Origin of the sequence: Acinetobacter sp. YH12128 (assembly GCF_013418655.1) — a bacterium.
GTDB classification, from domain to species: Bacteria; Pseudomonadota; Gammaproteobacteria; order Pseudomonadales; family Moraxellaceae; genus Acinetobacter; species Acinetobacter amyesii.
The window spans coordinates 102239-118317 of record NZ_VPBO01000006.1; the positions used below are offsets into that span (position 1 = coordinate 102239).

A 16079-nucleotide genomic window follows, 5' to 3' on the forward strand; every position below is an offset into this window, starting at 1 on the left:
GCATCACTACAACAAAAAAGAAGGATATCCATCATGTTCAAAGCATTTGAAAATGACACTGCGTCGCATGCAATTCATGACTTAACACTAGAAAATGGCCAAGATCGAATTAATATTTATGGCAATTTACAGGTGACGAAAGACCAAGCAGGTTTAGCTGCAGCGAAAGCTTTACAGGCATTTTTCAATGATGTGGTGACCACGCTTGAGGCAGAAACCAACTTAGCTGAAAAAATAGCGCAGGGCGGTGAAGAAAACGAAGTAGAAAATCCATTTCTTTAAAGCTGTGTCATCGACCGTCGAAGGAAGCAAAGCTCAATTCGGGATGAATGAAAAAAAGCTCACAGATTGTGAGCTTTTTTATGGTGTCTTCTTCTATTTATGCGTCTTTTGCCATCAGTTTATAGATGACCGCACCAATCACCGCACCAATCACCGCACCAATGATTGGGGCTACCCAAAATAGCCAAACTTGTGATAGCGCAGCAGTTTCAGCAAAGAATGCCACACCCATACTACGCGCTGGGTTGACCGAAGTATTAGTGACGGGAATGCTGATCAGATGGATCAATGTAAGCGCAAGACCGATCGCAATTGGGGCAAATCCAGCAGGGGCACGTTTATCCGTTGCTCCCATGATCACAATCAGGAAGCCAGCCGTCAGCACAATTTCAATGACTAACGCTGAGAGCATAGAGTATTTACCTGGAGATAATTCACCATAGCCATTGGTGGCAAAACCGCCGACTCCTGTAAATCCGGCCTGACCTTGTACAATGATGAATAGAATAAATGCGGCGAGGGTTGCACCCAGCAATTGAGAAATAATATAGGGTGCTAGTTCTTTCGCTTCAAAACGACCACCGGCCCACAAGCCGATACTCACGGCAGGGTTAAAATGTCCCCCTGAGATATGACCCAGCGCATAAGCAGCCGTTAACACCGTTAAACCGAAGGCCAGTGCCACGCCTGCGAAGCCAATGCCAAGTTCAGGAAAGGCCGCAGCCAAGACCGCACTACCACAACCACCAAAGACCAGCCAAAACGTACCGATCAGTTCTGCTAAATATTTATTCATTTAAAATTCCATTTGTTTTTGTCATTTGGAATAGATTTTCAATCTTTCACTCAGCATGAGTGCAATATAGTTGTGAAGTGTTGTTTTATTCATTTATTGAATATGCATAGCTTTAATGGATTTTGCTGAAAATCACAATATATAAAATGATAACTGCGTCACATTTTAACTTGCTGCTTCAATTTGCGATAAGCGCCATTGCTGTGGGGTTAAATTTCGCCATTGTTTAAAAGCACGTTGAAATGCACTCTGTTCTGAATAACCCAGCAGTAGCGCAATTTCTTGCAAACTTAAATGTGGGTCTCTTAAAAATTCTTCAGCCATCATACAGCGGACCTCCTGCATGCGTTGCTGATAGGTGCTGCCTTGTTGTTGTAAATGGCGTTGTAATTGTCGGACGGACAGATTCAGTTGAGTAGCGACATGTTCAATTTGGAACTGATTTTTTTGTAAACCCATTAAGATGGCTTGCTGTAAGCGTTGGTCGATTTGCGTGGTATTCGGCAGCTTTTCCAATAAAGACTGTGCCTGTTGCATTAACAGTTTTTGTAAGGTCTGATCGCCTTGGGAAAAGGGGCGAGACAGTTCTTGAATGGGAATAATAACCTTCGACTTTTCTTGGGAAAATCGAACTTTACAGCGAAAATATTGTTCATACTGAGCGACATTTTTCGGTGCAGGATTATGAAAATGCACTTCGTGTAAATTAATATCTTCAAAACGCATGAATAATTTTAGAAACTGCAGCATTAAGGCAATCGCAATTTCATCGGTCAATTGATTGGCCATATTCATGGGTAAATCATTCCAACCGATCGAGAAAAAATCATTTTGAATATCAATCAGCAATGGACTACCATCGAAGATTAAGCGATGAAAATCATGGTAGCGGAGCAGCGCTTCGCCTAAGTTTTCACAGGACAGGGCAATATACGCAATGATGCCAATATGTTTGGGTTGCACATGTTCTGCAATTTCTAAACCCAGCGCTGGCTTTTGGATCTTTTGGTCCAAATCCATCAATAAATCACGCCAAACGGCATAATCAAAACGCTCTAAGTTTTGAACTTTATTCAGTTTTTCAGGAATAGCAATGCCTTGAGCTTGGTGATAAGCATAGAGCAAATGGCCCAGTCCTCCATAGACTGATCCTGTATAGTCCTTGAGTTGTTGCATATTTTTTTAATTCTAAATTTTGTCGTGTTTTGTCAATGATATTAAAAAAAACGGTCAATATCTAGCCCTTTTCATTACCTATAGTGGAGCTAAGAAAAGGAGATATTAGTCATGTTAAAAGGTTTTATTGCAGGGTTGGTCGTTGCCAATGCCTTTGAATGGGTCGCGCATAAATATGTTTTGCATGGGACACATCGGTCAGGCAAGCCACGTTTTAGTCCAGTACCGAAAAGCATGAAATCACATTGGGAACATCATCGTGAAGTTCGAAAAACAGATTTTCATGATCATGGCTATGTTGAAGGTGTACAGAACTGGCGCACGAAAAATGAAATATTGTCACTGGTGGCAGTTTCAGCGGTATTTGTCCCGCTGTTTTATCCCATTTCCAAAGGAATGAGTTTGTCTGTGCTGTATTGCGCAGGGAATTATTATTATATCCATCGTCGCGCACATCTTGAGCCAGAGTGGGCGATGAAAAAGATTCCATGGCACTATGACCACCATATGAACTCAAATCAGGATGCCAATTGGTGTGTGACTAAGCCGTGGTTTGATTATATTTTAGGGACTCGAGTGATCTCCTCGGCAAAATTACAGGAACAGAACCCATTGGGTGTGTTACTACCGACAGCGATTGCGAAACCATTGTCACACTGGGTCAATCGGGTATTTCCTGCAAAGTGGGTCGCTGAGCGTGAAAAGCCAGTTGCACTTCTTGAAACGGTCTAATATGAATGCACTGTGCGTTTTGACAACGAGCGTTGCTACCCATTTGAGCTGTCGCAATTTGTCAATAAATTATGAATCTACTGTCAATCAAATACAGTGTAAATGCCCTATATTTAAATCATCAAAAGGCTTGTACACGACGAGTTGATTGATGAAGTTGCTATGTATATTTTTTCATTTGTTTTAAGTATCAGACCAAGTGCTGTAGTTTTTCTTGGTTTATAGGAGCCGACAAGGCTCCTTTTTTTATGTCTATAGTGGATGAATTAAATTGACGATTCGCTGCTACAACTCCATGGCGTTGCATCAAAAACACCAAAGCAAAAAAAGAGCGAATCATCGCTCTTTTTCAATCCTCATTGAAAACGAATCAATTAAAGACGCATTTCAATGCCTTGTTCTGCAAGATATTTTTTCGCTTCAGGAATGGTGTGTTGACCAAAGTGGAAAATAGAGGCTGCAAGCACCGCATCTGCGCCACCTTTTAAAATGCCATCGGCCAAATGTTGGAGATTACCGACACCACCAGAAGCAATGGTTGGAATGGTCACACGGTCATTGATGTTACGCATCAGTTCAAGGTCATAACCGGCTTTGGTTCCGTCAGCATCCATCGAGGTGATGAGTAATTCACCTGCACCGAAGTCCGCCATTTTTACTGCCCATTCGATGGCATCGATACCGGTTTCTTTACGACCACCGTGGGTGAAAATTTCCCATTTATTATCGCCGGTTTTTTTCGCATCAATAGCAACCACAATACACTGTGCGCCAAAACGCTGAGAGGCTTCTTGTACAAATTCAGGGTTATAAATAGCCGCAGAGTTAATCGAAACTTTGTCCGCACCCGCATTTAATAACAGGCGGATATCTTCTACTTTACGCACGCCACCACCGACTGTTAATGGCACAAATACAGACTCAGCCATACGCTCTACCGTACGGTAAGTGGTATCACGACCATTTGAGGTTGCGGTAATGTCTAAGAAGGTAATTTCGTCCGCACCTTGTTCGTTATAACGGCGTGCAACTTCAACTGGATCGCCTGCATCACGAATATCAAGAAATTGAACACCTTTCACTACACGACCGTTGTCCACGTCGAGGCAAGGAATAATACGTTTAGCAAGCATAATTTTTTCCAAAAATAACAGCCGATTATGAAACTTCGCGACTTAGATGCTACACCTTAGTAGTCGGAGCGGTTATTCTATCAAAAATATGTAAGTTTTTTCGCAGGTTTTCTATGTCGGTTTATACCACTTTGACTTTAAAGGAAGTTCAGGATTTTGCAGCACCTTATGGACTGGAGGTGATTGACCTGATTCCGATTCAAGGCGGTATTCAAAATACCAACTATTTTATTGTTTGCGAAAATGGCACGCAGTATGTATTAACTGTTTTTGAAGAGATGGACGAGCAAGGTGCAGGGGAACTGGTCCCTGTACTTGAACATTTGGGGCAGGCTGGTCTAGCTGTGCCTGTACCGCTGAATCATTCGGGTAAAGCGATTCATAGCTTAAAGGATAAACCTGCACAGATTGCGCCACGCATGCAAGGTCAACATCCCATGCCTGCGAGCTTAGCGCAAGCAGAAGCGATTGCTGTAGCCCAAGCGAAAATGCATGTGGCTCTACAAGACTTCCCTTTGGAACGTGCAGAATATCGTGATCATGCTTATTGGTTACAAGTTTCACGTGATATTCGTCCAACATTAAATGAAGCAGATACCACGTTACTTAACAATCTGTTGGGCTTATATGACATCTTAACGGCGATGTATCCAGACCGTCCTACCGGTTTTATTCATTCTGATCTGTTCCGTGACAATACTCTATTTGAAGGCGATCAACTCAACGGCATTTTAGACTTTTATGAGTTAAATAAAGACGAACTCTTGTTTGATATTGCTATTACTTTAAATGACTTTTGTACTGAATATCCGGATGTACATTTGAATGAAGACAAAGCCATTGCCTTTTTAAATGCCTATGAAAGCGTGCGTCCATTAACCGCAGATGAAAAATCATGCCTAGAGTTATATTTGGCGATGGCGGCAGGTCGTTTCTGGATGATGCGTTTACAGGTGGCACAGAAAAATGCGGCAGAAGGCCGTACAGGGGATGATATTTTGCAGAAAAACCCTGCTGAAATGCGTAATATGCTGATTGAACGATTAAAATTCGTCACTGCATAAATTTTAAAAACAACGAGGGGGAAAAGCATGCGTGATCAAGGACGCTTAGTAGAATGGTTTGATGACAAGGGCTACGGCTTCATTCAACCGAACGATAGCACCAAAGATCGCGTATTTTTGCACATTAAAGATTTTTCCCGTCCCGGCCCACGACCAATCGTGGGCTGCGCGTTGGATTATGCTGTGATCTTAGACGAACGCGGACGCTTTCGTGCACAGCAAGTGCATTATTTAAAAGCCTCACAAACCAAAGCTACACAACGCCCTAATAAAAAAAATGTGGTGCAGATGCCGCGTCAGGCAGAGCCGATGCAAATCTTGTGCATCATTTATATCCTCGCCTTGGCGGGTTTGTCTGTGGCGGGTTTACTCAGTGGCATGGTGCTGCTTTTTGTGAGTATTATCAATGTCCTGACCTATTGGTTCTACGCTCAAGATAAAGAAGCTGCGCAAATGGGGAACCGACGCGTGCCAGAAAATACACTGCATCTTTTGTCTTTTTTAGGTGGGTGGCCGGCGGCATGGCTGGCTCAGCAACGTTTGCGGCATAAAACACAAAAACAACCATTTCGAAAAATATATTTCTGTACTATAGCCTTTAACATATTACTGATTTTATGGCTGATTTCACCATTTAATATCCTGCATATCTAGGGTGGAATGATCCGCAAAATCATCATGACGGAGAGCGAAATGAATTATTCCATTGATAAAGATCCAAACCGCCTGCTCACGATTATTTTGTATATTCTTTATATTGTGGCGATTTTTTCTGCCGGCTTGCTTGCGGTCCTCGCGTTGATTATCAATTACGTCAAACGCAGTGATGTGCGCGGCACGATTTTTGAAAGCCATTTCACTTGGCAGATTCGCACGTTTTGGTGGTATCTCATTTGGAACATCATTGCTTTCGTGCCTTTTATTTTTCTGTTCTTTACCGGCAATAATGCCAATGCTTTTGCAGGTGTAGCACTGGGAGCGAGTACCTTCTGCGTCACGGTAATCGGACTGTCTTGGTTATGGATTGTGTACCGCGCGATTAAAGGTTTAATCCGTGTCAATGACAACCGACCGATGTATGAGTAATGCGAGTTTAAAGATTTTTAGCATAAAAAATCTTGGCATCAAAAAAGCGACCTTATGGGTCGCTTTTTGTTATGGGAAAGGATGCTGAAATTAGCGTTTCTTTAACCGTTTCGGCCGCCATTCACTCACAATCACACCCAGAACAACACACAGTCCGCCAATGAGAGCGAGCGGTGTTAAGCGTTCACCTGCAAGCCGCCCAATGATCGCGGCCCAAACCGGTTCACCTGCATAGATGATTGCTGCCTGTGCAGGGTCAACCATGCGCTGCGCCCAGTTCATCACCAGTTGAATGACGGCGCTAGCTAGCCCCAATCCGCAGAGTACAGCGATTAATGGCCATTCAAATTTTGGCAAAGTGGTTTCACCCACTAGTGGGGCAAAGCAAAAACAGAACAGAGAGGCAAATGCCAACTGTAGAACCGTCACTCTGCGCAGATTGACGCGGGGTGCAAAATAACTGATCAAGATAATTTCAAAGGCAATGGCAATCGACCCGAACAGCGTAATGATTTGTCCAAAATTGAGCTGAATAGCGCCAAAACCATTACCAGTTAAAAAGACCAAACCGACAAAAGCCAAACTTACTCCCAGCCATGTCATCAGATGTGGTTTATGCCGAAAACAGAGCCACATAAAAATCGGAACCAGCGGGACATACAGCGCGGTTAAAAAAGCCGATTCGCTGCTGCTGATACTTTGTAAGCCGACCGTTTGTGTCGCATAGCCAATCGCAATCACAGCGCCAATACTTGCGCCCGCAATGACATCGTATTGAGAAAAATGTCTAAGATATTTGAGCGATAACAGACTCACAGCCAGTGCAGCTGCGGCAAAACGTAGACCGACAAACAGCACGGGACTGCTGAAATTTAAACCGTATTGCACGGTGATAAAACTGGCACCCCAAATCATGGTAATCAGGATGAGTGCGAGCTGCGGGAACTTGGCTTTCCAAGCAGATTGGACGGTTGACATGTGTATTTGATTGTTCGAAGAGGGGAAATAAAAAAAAGAGGCCCGAAGACCTCTTTTCTGCTCGGGTAAATTACAAGCTTTGTTGATCAAGCAGTAATTGAGCTTCACGAAGGTTCAATGTGCCTTCATAAATTGCACGACCGGTAATCGCACCTAAAATGCCCGGTTGGCCTTTTAAGTTACGCACGTCGTCAAGGTTGGTCACGCCACCCGATGCAATAACAGGTAAGCCTGAATACGTTGCAAGGTTAACGGTTTGTTCAACGTTCACACCTTGCATCATGCCATCACGTGCGATGTCGGTGTAGACAATGCTTGATACGCCAGCATCTGCAAAGCGTTTTGCCAAATCAGTAGCTTTCACGTCTGTGACATTTGCCCAACCATCTGTTGCCACCATGCCGTTCATGGCATCGATACCGACAATGATATGGCCTGCAAATTTTTTGCACGCTTCTTCAACAAATTCAGGCTCTTTCACTGCTTTTGTACCAATGATGACAAACGATACGCCTGCATCAAGGTAATGTTCAATGGTTTCAAGTGAGCGGATACCACCACCAATTTGAATTGGCAATTCAGGCTGTGCTTTAGCAATCGCTTCAACCACAGGCTTATGAATCGGTGTACCAGCGAAAGCACCGTTTAAATCTACCAAATGTAAGCGACGCGCGCCTTCATTTACCCAATGCTGTGCAGTTGCCACTGGATCGTCAGAAAATACGGTATCGTCTTCCATACGACCTTGTTTTAAACGGACACATTTGCCATCTTTCAGGTCAATTGCAGGGATGATCAGCATGCTTTCGCTCCTTGCCTAATCTCGTTAAATTCGTTGTGTGCCATCTTAGCAAAGTATTGCTAAATCTCTAAGCCTCAGTTTCAGCTTTTATTTTATTCGGGCGAATGCGTAATTTTAATGAAGTGTTGGGGATGTGTTTAGGGAGTAAGCCTAAACGAAGTAATTCCTCAAAGACCAGTACAGGTGCATAAGCATCGGCAGCCGCATATTGAATTTGGGGTGGAGTCAGTATTTTGCGTGCCCAGTTGGAAGTACTGATTTTTTTACTTTTAGGAAAATTCAGCTGAAATAAAAGTGCCATGGCATTTTTTAGCCCCATGGGATTAGGAAAACCAAAGGCGGAGAAGCATTTAGACAGTTCAATCACACTATTCAGTTCAATGCCTTTTTTACGAAAAAGATGCGCATCATTCTTTAAACCAAAGCCCACTTTAACTTGATCTCGATTTTCAAAAACAGGTTTTAAAAATTCTAATATTTGAGGGTTAATTTGAAATAAATAGGCTGTGTCATGACTGGCCAATTGAATCAGATGTGGGCCCGTTGAGACTTCACCGACTTTAAAAGTGGGTTTGGATTCGGTATCAAAACCGAATAATGCACAGCTTTTCAACTCTTTTTCAAGTGCAAGACATTGTTCAATGCTGTTAATGATATGAATGTGTTGCAGTGGAAGATTCTGAAATACAGGCAATTGCTGAATTTGTTCTTTGCTGGGCAGGGTTTGAAGCAGTGGCTCTTCCATAACAATTGATAGCGTGGTTTATTGTCATTCAGCTTAATGGTTTTTCAGGCTTTAGGCAAAAATAAAGCCTGCATTAAGCAGACTTTGATGACAGTGTATAGATGAGAAGCTGTTATTGGTTTTGCTCGGCTTGTTGCTGGATTTCTATTGAGGTTTGCTGTGCGCGCTGTACATAGTCTTGATAAGCAGGAATTGAAATTGCTGCAACAATACCCAAAACAAAGCTAAGAGGAATAAAGATGATATAGATCCAACCTAAGATTTTTCCCCAGCCCTTTGTTTCTCTTGCAGTACCAAAATTATTACTGCCTTCCATTCCTTTAGCACAGTATAAATAGATCATGAAAATCAGATTGGCAAACGGAACAAGTATAAGTAAGGATAACCAACCTGCTTGATTGCGGTCATGTAAACGACGTATTGTAAATACAATGGAAAAATACAGAAATACAATATAAATGATTGGAATAAAAATTCCATTTAATTCGATTGGTGAGCTTGGAAAAAAATACTTTATAAGATAAGTGGATAAAAGTAGAACAGCGATAAGAGAGCTCAGGCCCATCCATGCAGCATATGAAAGTCGACCAAAGCGACCACTTGCGCTAAAACCTGAATCATTTGTTTGAACATTAGATGACATTTTATTCCCCCTTATAGTTTTAAAAAAAATTATTTTAAATATTTGTATGAATAATAAGTATTTTTTATAAAAAATTAAAGAAAAATTCGCAAAAATAAAAAAGCCCAACCAGAGTTGAGCTTTTAAAATATTTAAAAATGGATATTTAGATTTTCCATTCCACAAAGTTTTTCAGCAATTGCAAACCAGCAGTATGGCTTTTTTCAGGATGGAACTGCGTAGCAAACAGGTTTTCTTTATACAGCGCCGTACAGAACTCTAAACCGTAATCACAAGTCGCAGCGACTAGGGCAGTATCTTTCGGTTCCACATAGAAACTATGGACGAAGTAGAAACGTGCATCCTGTTCAATGTCTTTCCACATCGGATGGCTTGGGTCTGCCTGATGCACCTGATTCCAGCCCATATGCGGAACTTTTAAACCTGCCATCTCTGGAAAATGCTTCACTTCACCTTCAAAAATACCCAGCGCATCTGTACCGCCATTTTCTTCAGAGTGCTGCATCAATGCTTGCATGCCGACACAAATTGCAAGAACAGGCTTGTTGAATACGGCATTGCGTACCACTTCATCAATACCTGCTTCATGCATGCCTTGCATACAGTCACGCATTGCGCCTACACCAGGAAATACGATTTTATCGGCTTGAGCAATCAGCTTGGGATCATTGGTTACATCTACAGTTGCACCCACATGTTCCAGGGCTTTGGCTGCAGAGTGTAAATTTCCCATGCCATAGTCAAGAAGGGCAATACGGGTCATTACAAAGTACCTTTGGTTGAAGCAACAGTATTTTCTGCACGTGGATCGATTTCACATGCCATACGCAAAGCGCGTGCAAATGCCTTAAACACGCTTTCGATTTGGTGATGGCTGTTTTTACCTTTCAGGTTATCAATGTGCAGCGTCATTAAGGCGTGATTTACAAAACCTTGGAAAAATTCAGAGAATAAATCCACATCAAAACGACCAATCATCGAACGTGTAAAGGGAATATCCATAAACAAACCCGGACGACCTGATAAATCGACCACGACACGACTTAAAGACTCATCCAGTGGTGCATAAAAATGACCATAGCGTTTTAAGCCTTTTTTGTCGCCAAGTGCTTGCGCAAATGCTTGTCCGAGTGTGATCCCGCAGTCTTCTACGGTATGATGATCGTCAATTTCAAGATCGCCATCACAATGAATATCAATATCAAACAGACCATGTCGCTTGATTTGATCAATCATATGATCTAAAAATGGAACACCAGTGTTTAAAGTGCCTTGACCAGTACCATCAAGATTCACACGAACTCGAATTTTGGTTTCGTTGGTGTTTCTTACCACTTCACTGATACGATCTGTCATAGACACGTTCCTCAAATACGTCAAAATGATTGATGTAAAAATATTTTCGCTGTGACGAAAAGTCACCGCATATTAGATTGCTCAGGAGGGTTTATCAATGCCTATTACCGTACATGCCTATACTTCTTTAGAAAATGATGAAGTGCGCAGCCAGCTTGAGCGACTGTATGACACCAGCCCTGAGTTTAGCGACGGTTCCGATGCGATTGAACAACTTGAGCAGAACTTAGCTCAGTATACCTTAGTTTATACTGCAGAATTTAATACAAAATTGATTGGTGCGATTTGGTGTACAGGCCAAGGTGAAAGCAAAACCCTTGAATATATTGTGGTACACCCTGCAAATCGTGGGCGTGGTGTTGCAGAGCGCTTGGTCAGTGAGGCCACCCGTATGGAAGAAGAAAAAGGGGTGAAGACTTTTGAGCCGGGTTGTGGCGCGATCCACCGCTGTTTGGCACACATTGGAAAAATTACTGCGGCTGAATAACCTGCCCTCCAATAATAAAGCAGCCATTGAGCTGCTTTATTATTGGATAAATACAGTTTCGTCACTGTAATTTCAGCTGTGGAAATTTGAAATCACTCAAAAAATAAGCAAATAGTGTGAAATATTGATTTAAAAATAAACATTTGCACAAAAAAGCGCAACGGATGCTTGACGCCATGAGACTGAAATTGTTTAATACGCCCCATCGGCGTGATAGCTCAGTAGGTAGAGCAACGGATTGAAAATCCGTGTGTCCCCAGTTCGATCCTGGGTCTCGCCACCATATTCAAAACTGATTTTTCAGTTTATCAATCCCTGATCCCATCAGGGATTTTTTTTGCCTAAAAAATATGCATACGAAAAATATTTTTATAAATATGATTGACTAATTAACTGAGATGCGGCTTAATACACCGCATCGGCGTGATAGCTCAGTAGGTAGAGCAACGGATTGAAAATCCGTGTGTCCCCAGTTCGATCCTGGGTCTCGCCACCATATTCGAAAAACCTCAAACGATTGTTTGAGGTTTTTTTTCGTCTGCTGTTTTTCAGGTGTTGATATTTCGCACAGTTTAACTGCTACAATCGATGCCAGATGATGAGCCCAATGGCTATTAGAAAATTATTAAAAAATAAGGGTTAAGGTTATGAAAAAAATATTATTTCCTGTTTTGGTCGGCATGAGTGTCTTGCTGAGCGCATGTGGTGGCGGGGGCGGCAGTAATGTCGATTCTTCCTATTCTAAAACCATTATCCAAAATGGTGTGACCTATGAATGTAAAAGTGAAAATGCAGCAGCGCTTTGTGATAATGGCAATTGCTCTTCCTGTGAATCATCGCTCGATAAAATAATTACAGCATCGTGTAGCACCAGTATTTCCGCAGGGCAAACAATTTATGCCGTGACCAAAACGGGCTGTGTATCCAATATGAAATCGGGCAGCAGAATAACTGCAGCATGTGATAATGGTCTGCTTAAATTAAAAGTTGGATCTAACTTTAGCTTAAATCAGGTGATTAATACGGGTACGACGATGAGCTCTGGTGAGTATATTGTCGGCACAGAAGTGCTCCGCTGTGGCTTTTAATCAAATGAACATAGGTTCGTGGAGTGACAGTTGAAGCGACTTCAATATGCGGCGCTTGGACTGCTCTGTTTTGCACTGGGCTATATTGCGGCATCGTGGAATGACCAACCAAGCTTGACGTCGCCGCCACCTGAGCACTCGCTTGTCTCTTTGGCGACGAATAATCCTGTGGCACTCTTGGCTTTAGATCGAGATACCTCGGATCAACCTCATTCTAAAGATATACAGCAACAACGCAAAAGCCAACATCGTCAGCTACAGAGCATTATTCAGCAGACTTCAGATCAACAATTGGGGCGATATTTACAGCAGGCATTTCCCAATTACAGTTTTGCAGGGATTCAAAATAAGCAACAATTTGCGCAGCAGATGTTAGACGAATTTCTACAAGCCAAAAATGATCCGCATCAGCGATTGGCAGGGCAAGCGTATGTGACAGATCAATCACAGACAGATGTAGATCAAGTTTTACCTCGTGAAATCTATGTCACACAGCCGTTGTATGCACATTTTGATACCATGGGTAAAGTTCCAAACAATATGCAAGTCATGGTGCGTTTGACGCATCGTGATAGCGGTGAAGTGCTGCTCTTTACACCACGCAAAGTTAGTGAGCAACAGCAACAAAACTGGGTGAGTTTCTATCCTATGACTGGATGGAAAACTGGTCATTATGATGTGAAATATTATCAAATGAATGATCAATTAAGCCCGATTGCGCAGACCAGTTTTTATATACAGCATGTGATTGAGTAAATATTTTGAAGCTCAAATTTTATCGCTGAAGCTATGACTTAAGTGCTAGTTCCTACCCCTAAAATTCGATTAAACTGATAAAAAATAACCAATGAATTTCTACAATGAAAGACCTTTTCTCTACAGGGAGTGTGCTGTATCAACAAGCACGTCCAAGTTATTCTGCTGAAGTTGTCGATAGCATCTTGCAGCATGTTGCCGTGCGTGAATTGGCATGGGACTGTGGTGCAGGTTCAGGTCAATTTACCAAAGGTTTGGCGCCCTATTTTCAACAGATTTTAGCGACAGATCTGAGTGCAGAGCAATTGGCACAAGCACCCAATTTAGACAATGTGCGTTATGAGCAAGCCAGCGCCGAACATTGTCCGCTTGCAGACCATTCAGCGGATTTAATTACAGTCGCGCAAGCTATTCATTGGTTCGATTTTGCTGCATTTTATGCAGAAGTACGACGCGTATTGAAACCCCAAGGTCATATCGCCATTGTGGGTTATGGTCTGATTCAATTTGAACACGCGGAATTGAACCAGCTTTTACAGGATCTGTATTTTGTCACGTTAAAAGGCTATTGGGATGCTGAACGTTGTTACATCGACGAAGAATATCGCAGTATTCCGTTTCCATTTCAGGAGTTAGCGACACCTCAGCTGTTTTTAAATTACAGGTGGAGTTCACAGCAAATTTTGGACTATTTGCAAACATGGTCTGGGTTAAAACATTATCAACAGCAACATCCGACACTTCAACCATGTGCAGCTTTGCACGACTTCTTTAGCCGTCATCCGCAGCAAGAGTTTGCTTTGTCATTTCCTGTGCTGTTAAGAATTGGAACAGTATAAAAAAGAAAAAGCAGTGGTAATGCAGATAGGTAAAGGATGATATCTCAAGTCCAGAATGAGCAACGTGAGGTTTAAACTAGCTGTGCTATCCTGCCGTTTGTCGGGGTTAAATCTAGTGAGTTGATTAATTGCTGTACAATAATAGCAGTGTAAATTTTTTCAATCTTCTATTTTTAAATCTCTCGGAATAAACATGATGAATCTCCCTAAATCTGTCTCCGTTTTGGTTTTTGTTAGTACAGCAATGACGGCTATGAATACTTTGGCTGCGGAAAAAGCCACAACAAAAGCTGCGGACACCGAACAACAAGCCATTCAGATGCCTGCTTTAACCATTATGGCAGAGCGTGAAATGCGTGCAGAGACGGGCATTGTTGAGTACCAAGAGCAGGTGGATCGCCGTAAAGCCTTACAGCAACGGGTGATGCAACTTGAGCGTGATACTCAAAACAAAGGTGTCGATGCAACAATCGTGTCAAATATTGATATCTTACCTGCCACAGCAGTGCCAGATATGTCGAATTTATCGCCTTTGATGCAACAGCATGTTTTAAATATTGCCGCAGGTTTGCAGTCTTCTGACCCACGCAATGGTTTATATATTATGTTGCAACCCTTTGGGATTGACCGTAATGCGACCAATGTGCAAATCAGTCGTGAGCAAATCAATCTCGGAAACATCGACCGTCAGTTAAATACCAATCCGATCAAGACCCCATAATCGAATACACCTCTACAGCAAATTGAATGCGAAAATTCATGCTTTATCCATGAATTTTCGTTTTGATGGCATGCGTAATTTAGGTCTTTCTACATTGATGAAGTTAAATAGCATCGCTAAAAAACATGGCTATTTTATCGTCAATCTTCAAACTTTTCGTTAAACTGAATAAAAGATGGTTCGGAGCTCATTATGCCGCGTATCTTTGTTGTCTTGGCCAGTGCCACGGTATTGGTGTTTGGTTGGATGTTTTATCAATATTCAGTGCAGCAAAAAGAAGCTGCCCAACTCTCGACCTATGAAACGGTTTTACGTGAAAAAACTGAGCAAATCTTTCAGCAAGCTCAGCACTGGGAAGAACCGATACAACTCAATGTAACAGATGCACGATTAACGGGTGATTATAAGATCATGGCGGATTTTATTTTGAGCCAAATGGTGCAGCGTGCAGAAGCGCGGAATCAATATATTCGTGATCTTAAAGCACTGAATTGGGATAAATTTCTCGATATCGATCGCTTATTAAAAGATAAAAAAAACCAATATCAAGAGACTGAGCAAATGCTGCAGCAGGTGCATGCAGTGGTCGATGCTTATGAACAAAAAACCACACAGCAAGAGGAAAATGGTTTAGCGCAGGCCAAACAGTTGGCGGTCAAACAGGTGTTTCGTCAGCAAATTGCGCAGAGTTTAAGAGACAGTCGTGATAGTGATGAGTCGCATGCTTTATTTGAGTTAGAAAAGCAAAGCTTGGCGAAGGCTGATGAGCTCTTTGCTGTGCTGAAAGCCAATAAATGGGAAAAGAAAAATAAATTATTTATGTTCTATGAAGATGCGCCTTTAAAGCAGTTTAATCAGCTTTATACAGAGATGTTAGCGCTCAATGCACAAATGGATGAGATCCGCCAAAAGAACCGTTCAGAGTTGAAACAAAAGCTTTAACTGACTGTCATCACTCTTTCAAATTTGCGCGATAAAGTGGCTTATAGCAGGGTTTTACATCATATAGAGGTCCATGCTCATGCGAGCTATTCAGATTTTTGATGATATTCAGCAGGTCTATATCGACTTCATCGCGAACCGCCAATATCCACGTTTGGAAAGTTTAAACAATTGGGGCAAGAACCGTTTTTTCTTCAGTCAGTATTTTCGTATGATTGAAGATTGGCATTTGACTGAACAGATTGTGATTGAATTTAATCAACAATTTTATAGTTTGGATACAGGGACGGCGCCTGACTTTATGGATCAAGATAAATACATGGCTTGGTTGATGGAACAATTACAAATACTAAAATAAGTCCTTTTCATTCAAATTATTCAGCACAGCTTCAAGACATGTTATGCAAGTGAAAGCCATCCTTTAGCGGATGGTTTTTTTGTTGTTATCGAGCA

At 42.0% G+C, this 16079-nt stretch carries 21 protein-coding genes and 2 tRNA genes; 14 read left to right on the forward strand and 9 right to left on the reverse strand.

The annotated features are described in order from the left end of the window. The first annotated feature begins 33 nt into the window (after positions 1-33). On the forward strand, positions 34-282 hold the full coding sequence (locus FTU64_RS05350) for a hypothetical protein (protein ID WP_180002780.1): 249 nt from the start codon (positions 34-36) through the stop codon (positions 280-282). A gap of 97 nt (positions 283-379) precedes the next feature. On the opposite strand, the gene aqpZ is transcribed toward FTU64_RS05350, so the two are convergent. Both aqpZ and FTU64_RS05360 read right to left on the reverse strand, forming a co-directional pair. Next, positions 380-1078 (reverse strand): aquaporin Z, encoded by a 699-nt coding sequence (gene aqpZ, locus FTU64_RS05355; protein WP_180059354.1) that lies wholly within the window; start codon positions 1076-1078, stop codon positions 380-382. A gap of 165 nt (positions 1079-1243) precedes the next feature. After that, a complete protein-coding gene (locus FTU64_RS05360; protein ID WP_180059355.1) occupies positions 1244-2254 on the reverse strand; it encodes an AraC family transcriptional regulator in 1011 nt (336 codons plus the stop codon). 111 nt (positions 2255-2365) lie between these two features. Between FTU64_RS05360 and FTU64_RS05365 the strand changes: the two genes are divergently transcribed. Then, on the forward strand, positions 2366-2986 hold the full coding sequence (locus FTU64_RS05365; protein ID WP_180025920.1) for a hypothetical protein: 621 nt from the start codon (positions 2366-2368) through the stop codon (positions 2984-2986). A gap of 374 nt (positions 2987-3360) precedes the next feature. Here the strand turns inward: FTU64_RS05365 and hisF are convergent, their stop codons facing one another. Beyond that, complete coding sequence (gene hisF, locus FTU64_RS05370; RefSeq protein ID WP_306674445.1) at positions 3361-4122, reverse strand: imidazole glycerol phosphate synthase subunit HisF; 762 nt, start codon at positions 4120-4122, stop codon at positions 3361-3363. Positions 4123-4232: 110 nt separating this feature from the next. On the opposite strand from hisF, the gene FTU64_RS05375 reads away from it, so the two are divergent. The 3 genes from FTU64_RS05375 to FTU64_RS05385 are packed head-to-tail and all read left to right on the forward strand — an operon-like array spanning position 4233 to position 6269. Beyond that, positions 4233-5183, forward strand: coding sequence for a homoserine kinase (locus FTU64_RS05375; RefSeq protein ID WP_111884520.1), 951 nt, complete (start codon positions 4233-4235; stop codon positions 5181-5183). A gap of 27 nt (positions 5184-5210) precedes the next feature. Beyond that, positions 5211-5837 (forward strand): DUF1294 domain-containing protein, encoded by a 627-nt coding sequence (locus FTU64_RS05380; protein WP_180022370.1) that lies wholly within the window; start codon positions 5211-5213, stop codon positions 5835-5837. Positions 5838-5876: 39 nt separating this feature from the next. Continuing rightward, positions 5877-6269: a hypothetical protein gene (locus FTU64_RS05385; protein WP_168378990.1), complete on the forward strand. Its 393-nt coding sequence runs from the start codon at positions 5877-5879 to the stop codon at positions 6267-6269. Between the two features lie 90 nt (positions 6270-6359). Here FTU64_RS05385 and FTU64_RS05390 read toward each other — a convergent pair whose 3' ends face one another. The 6 genes from FTU64_RS05390 to hisB all read right to left on the reverse strand — a co-directional run bounded on the left by FTU64_RS05390 (position 6360) and on the right by hisB (position 10793). Then, a complete protein-coding gene (locus FTU64_RS05390) occupies positions 6360-7247 on the reverse strand; it encodes a DMT family transporter (RefSeq protein ID WP_180054215.1) in 888 nt (295 codons plus the stop codon). A gap of 70 nt (positions 7248-7317) precedes the next feature. Beyond that, on the reverse strand, positions 7318-8049 hold the full coding sequence (hisA, locus tag FTU64_RS05395) for a 1-(5-phosphoribosyl)-5-[(5-phosphoribosylamino)methylideneamino]imidazole-4-carboxamide isomerase (protein WP_078190493.1): 732 nt from the start codon (positions 8047-8049) through the stop codon (positions 7318-7320). Positions 8050-8116: 67 nt separating this feature from the next. After that, positions 8117-8794: a 3'-5' exonuclease gene (locus FTU64_RS05400; protein WP_180054216.1), complete on the reverse strand. Its 678-nt coding sequence runs from the start codon at positions 8792-8794 to the stop codon at positions 8117-8119. Between the two features lie 112 nt (positions 8795-8906). Then, positions 8907-9437, reverse strand: coding sequence for a DUF805 domain-containing protein (locus tag FTU64_RS05405; protein WP_180054345.1), 531 nt, complete (start codon positions 9435-9437; stop codon positions 8907-8909). Positions 9438-9582: 145 nt separating this feature from the next. Continuing rightward, entirely contained in the window at positions 9583-10200 is a 618-nt protein-coding gene (gene hisH, locus FTU64_RS05410) for an imidazole glycerol phosphate synthase subunit HisH (protein WP_180054217.1), read from the reverse strand. Beyond that, a complete protein-coding gene (gene hisB / locus FTU64_RS05415; protein ID WP_180059356.1) occupies positions 10200-10793 on the reverse strand; it encodes an imidazoleglycerol-phosphate dehydratase HisB in 594 nt (197 codons plus the stop codon). Before hisB ends, hisH begins: the two co-directional genes overlap by 1 nt. 97 nt (positions 10794-10890) lie before the next feature. Here hisB and FTU64_RS05420 point away from each other — a divergent pair, with 97 nt between their 5' ends. The 9 genes from FTU64_RS05420 (at position 10891) to FTU64_RS05460 (ending at position 15984) form a co-directional block, all read left to right on the forward strand. Beyond that, entirely contained in the window at positions 10891-11280 is a 390-nt protein-coding gene (locus FTU64_RS05420; protein WP_078190486.1) for a GNAT family N-acetyltransferase, read from the forward strand. A gap of 207 nt (positions 11281-11487) precedes the next feature. Beyond that, positions 11488-11563, forward strand: a tRNA-Phe gene (locus FTU64_RS05425). Positions 11564-11700: 137 nt separating this feature from the next. After that, a tRNA-Phe gene (locus FTU64_RS05430) sits at positions 11701-11776 on the forward strand. A 151-nt stretch (positions 11777-11927) separates the two neighbouring features. Continuing rightward, the gene (locus FTU64_RS05435; RefSeq protein ID WP_180024926.1) at positions 11928-12368 is read left to right on the forward strand and encodes a hypothetical protein; all 441 of its coding nucleotides are present in this window, start codon (positions 11928-11930) and stop codon (positions 12366-12368) included. Positions 12369-12398: 30 nt separating this feature from the next. Beyond that, the gene (locus FTU64_RS05440; protein ID WP_180059357.1) at positions 12399-13124 is read left to right on the forward strand and encodes a hypothetical protein; all 726 of its coding nucleotides are present in this window, start codon (positions 12399-12401) and stop codon (positions 13122-13124) included. Between the two features lie 104 nt (positions 13125-13228). Beyond that, complete coding sequence (locus FTU64_RS05445) at positions 13229-13963, forward strand: class I SAM-dependent methyltransferase (RefSeq protein WP_180059358.1); 735 nt, start codon at positions 13229-13231, stop codon at positions 13961-13963. A gap of 193 nt (positions 13964-14156) precedes the next feature. Next, a complete protein-coding gene (locus FTU64_RS05450) occupies positions 14157-14684 on the forward strand; it encodes a hypothetical protein (RefSeq protein WP_257222199.1) in 528 nt (175 codons plus the stop codon). Between the two features lie 192 nt (positions 14685-14876). Further along, complete coding sequence (locus tag FTU64_RS05455; protein WP_180059359.1) at positions 14877-15626, forward strand: hypothetical protein; 750 nt, start codon at positions 14877-14879, stop codon at positions 15624-15626. A gap of 79 nt (positions 15627-15705) precedes the next feature. Next, positions 15706-15984, forward strand: a complete 279-nt coding sequence (locus tag FTU64_RS05460) for a hypothetical protein (RefSeq protein ID WP_078190480.1) — start codon at positions 15706-15708, stop codon at positions 15982-15984. The last annotated feature ends 95 nt before the right edge of the window (positions 15985-16079 follow it).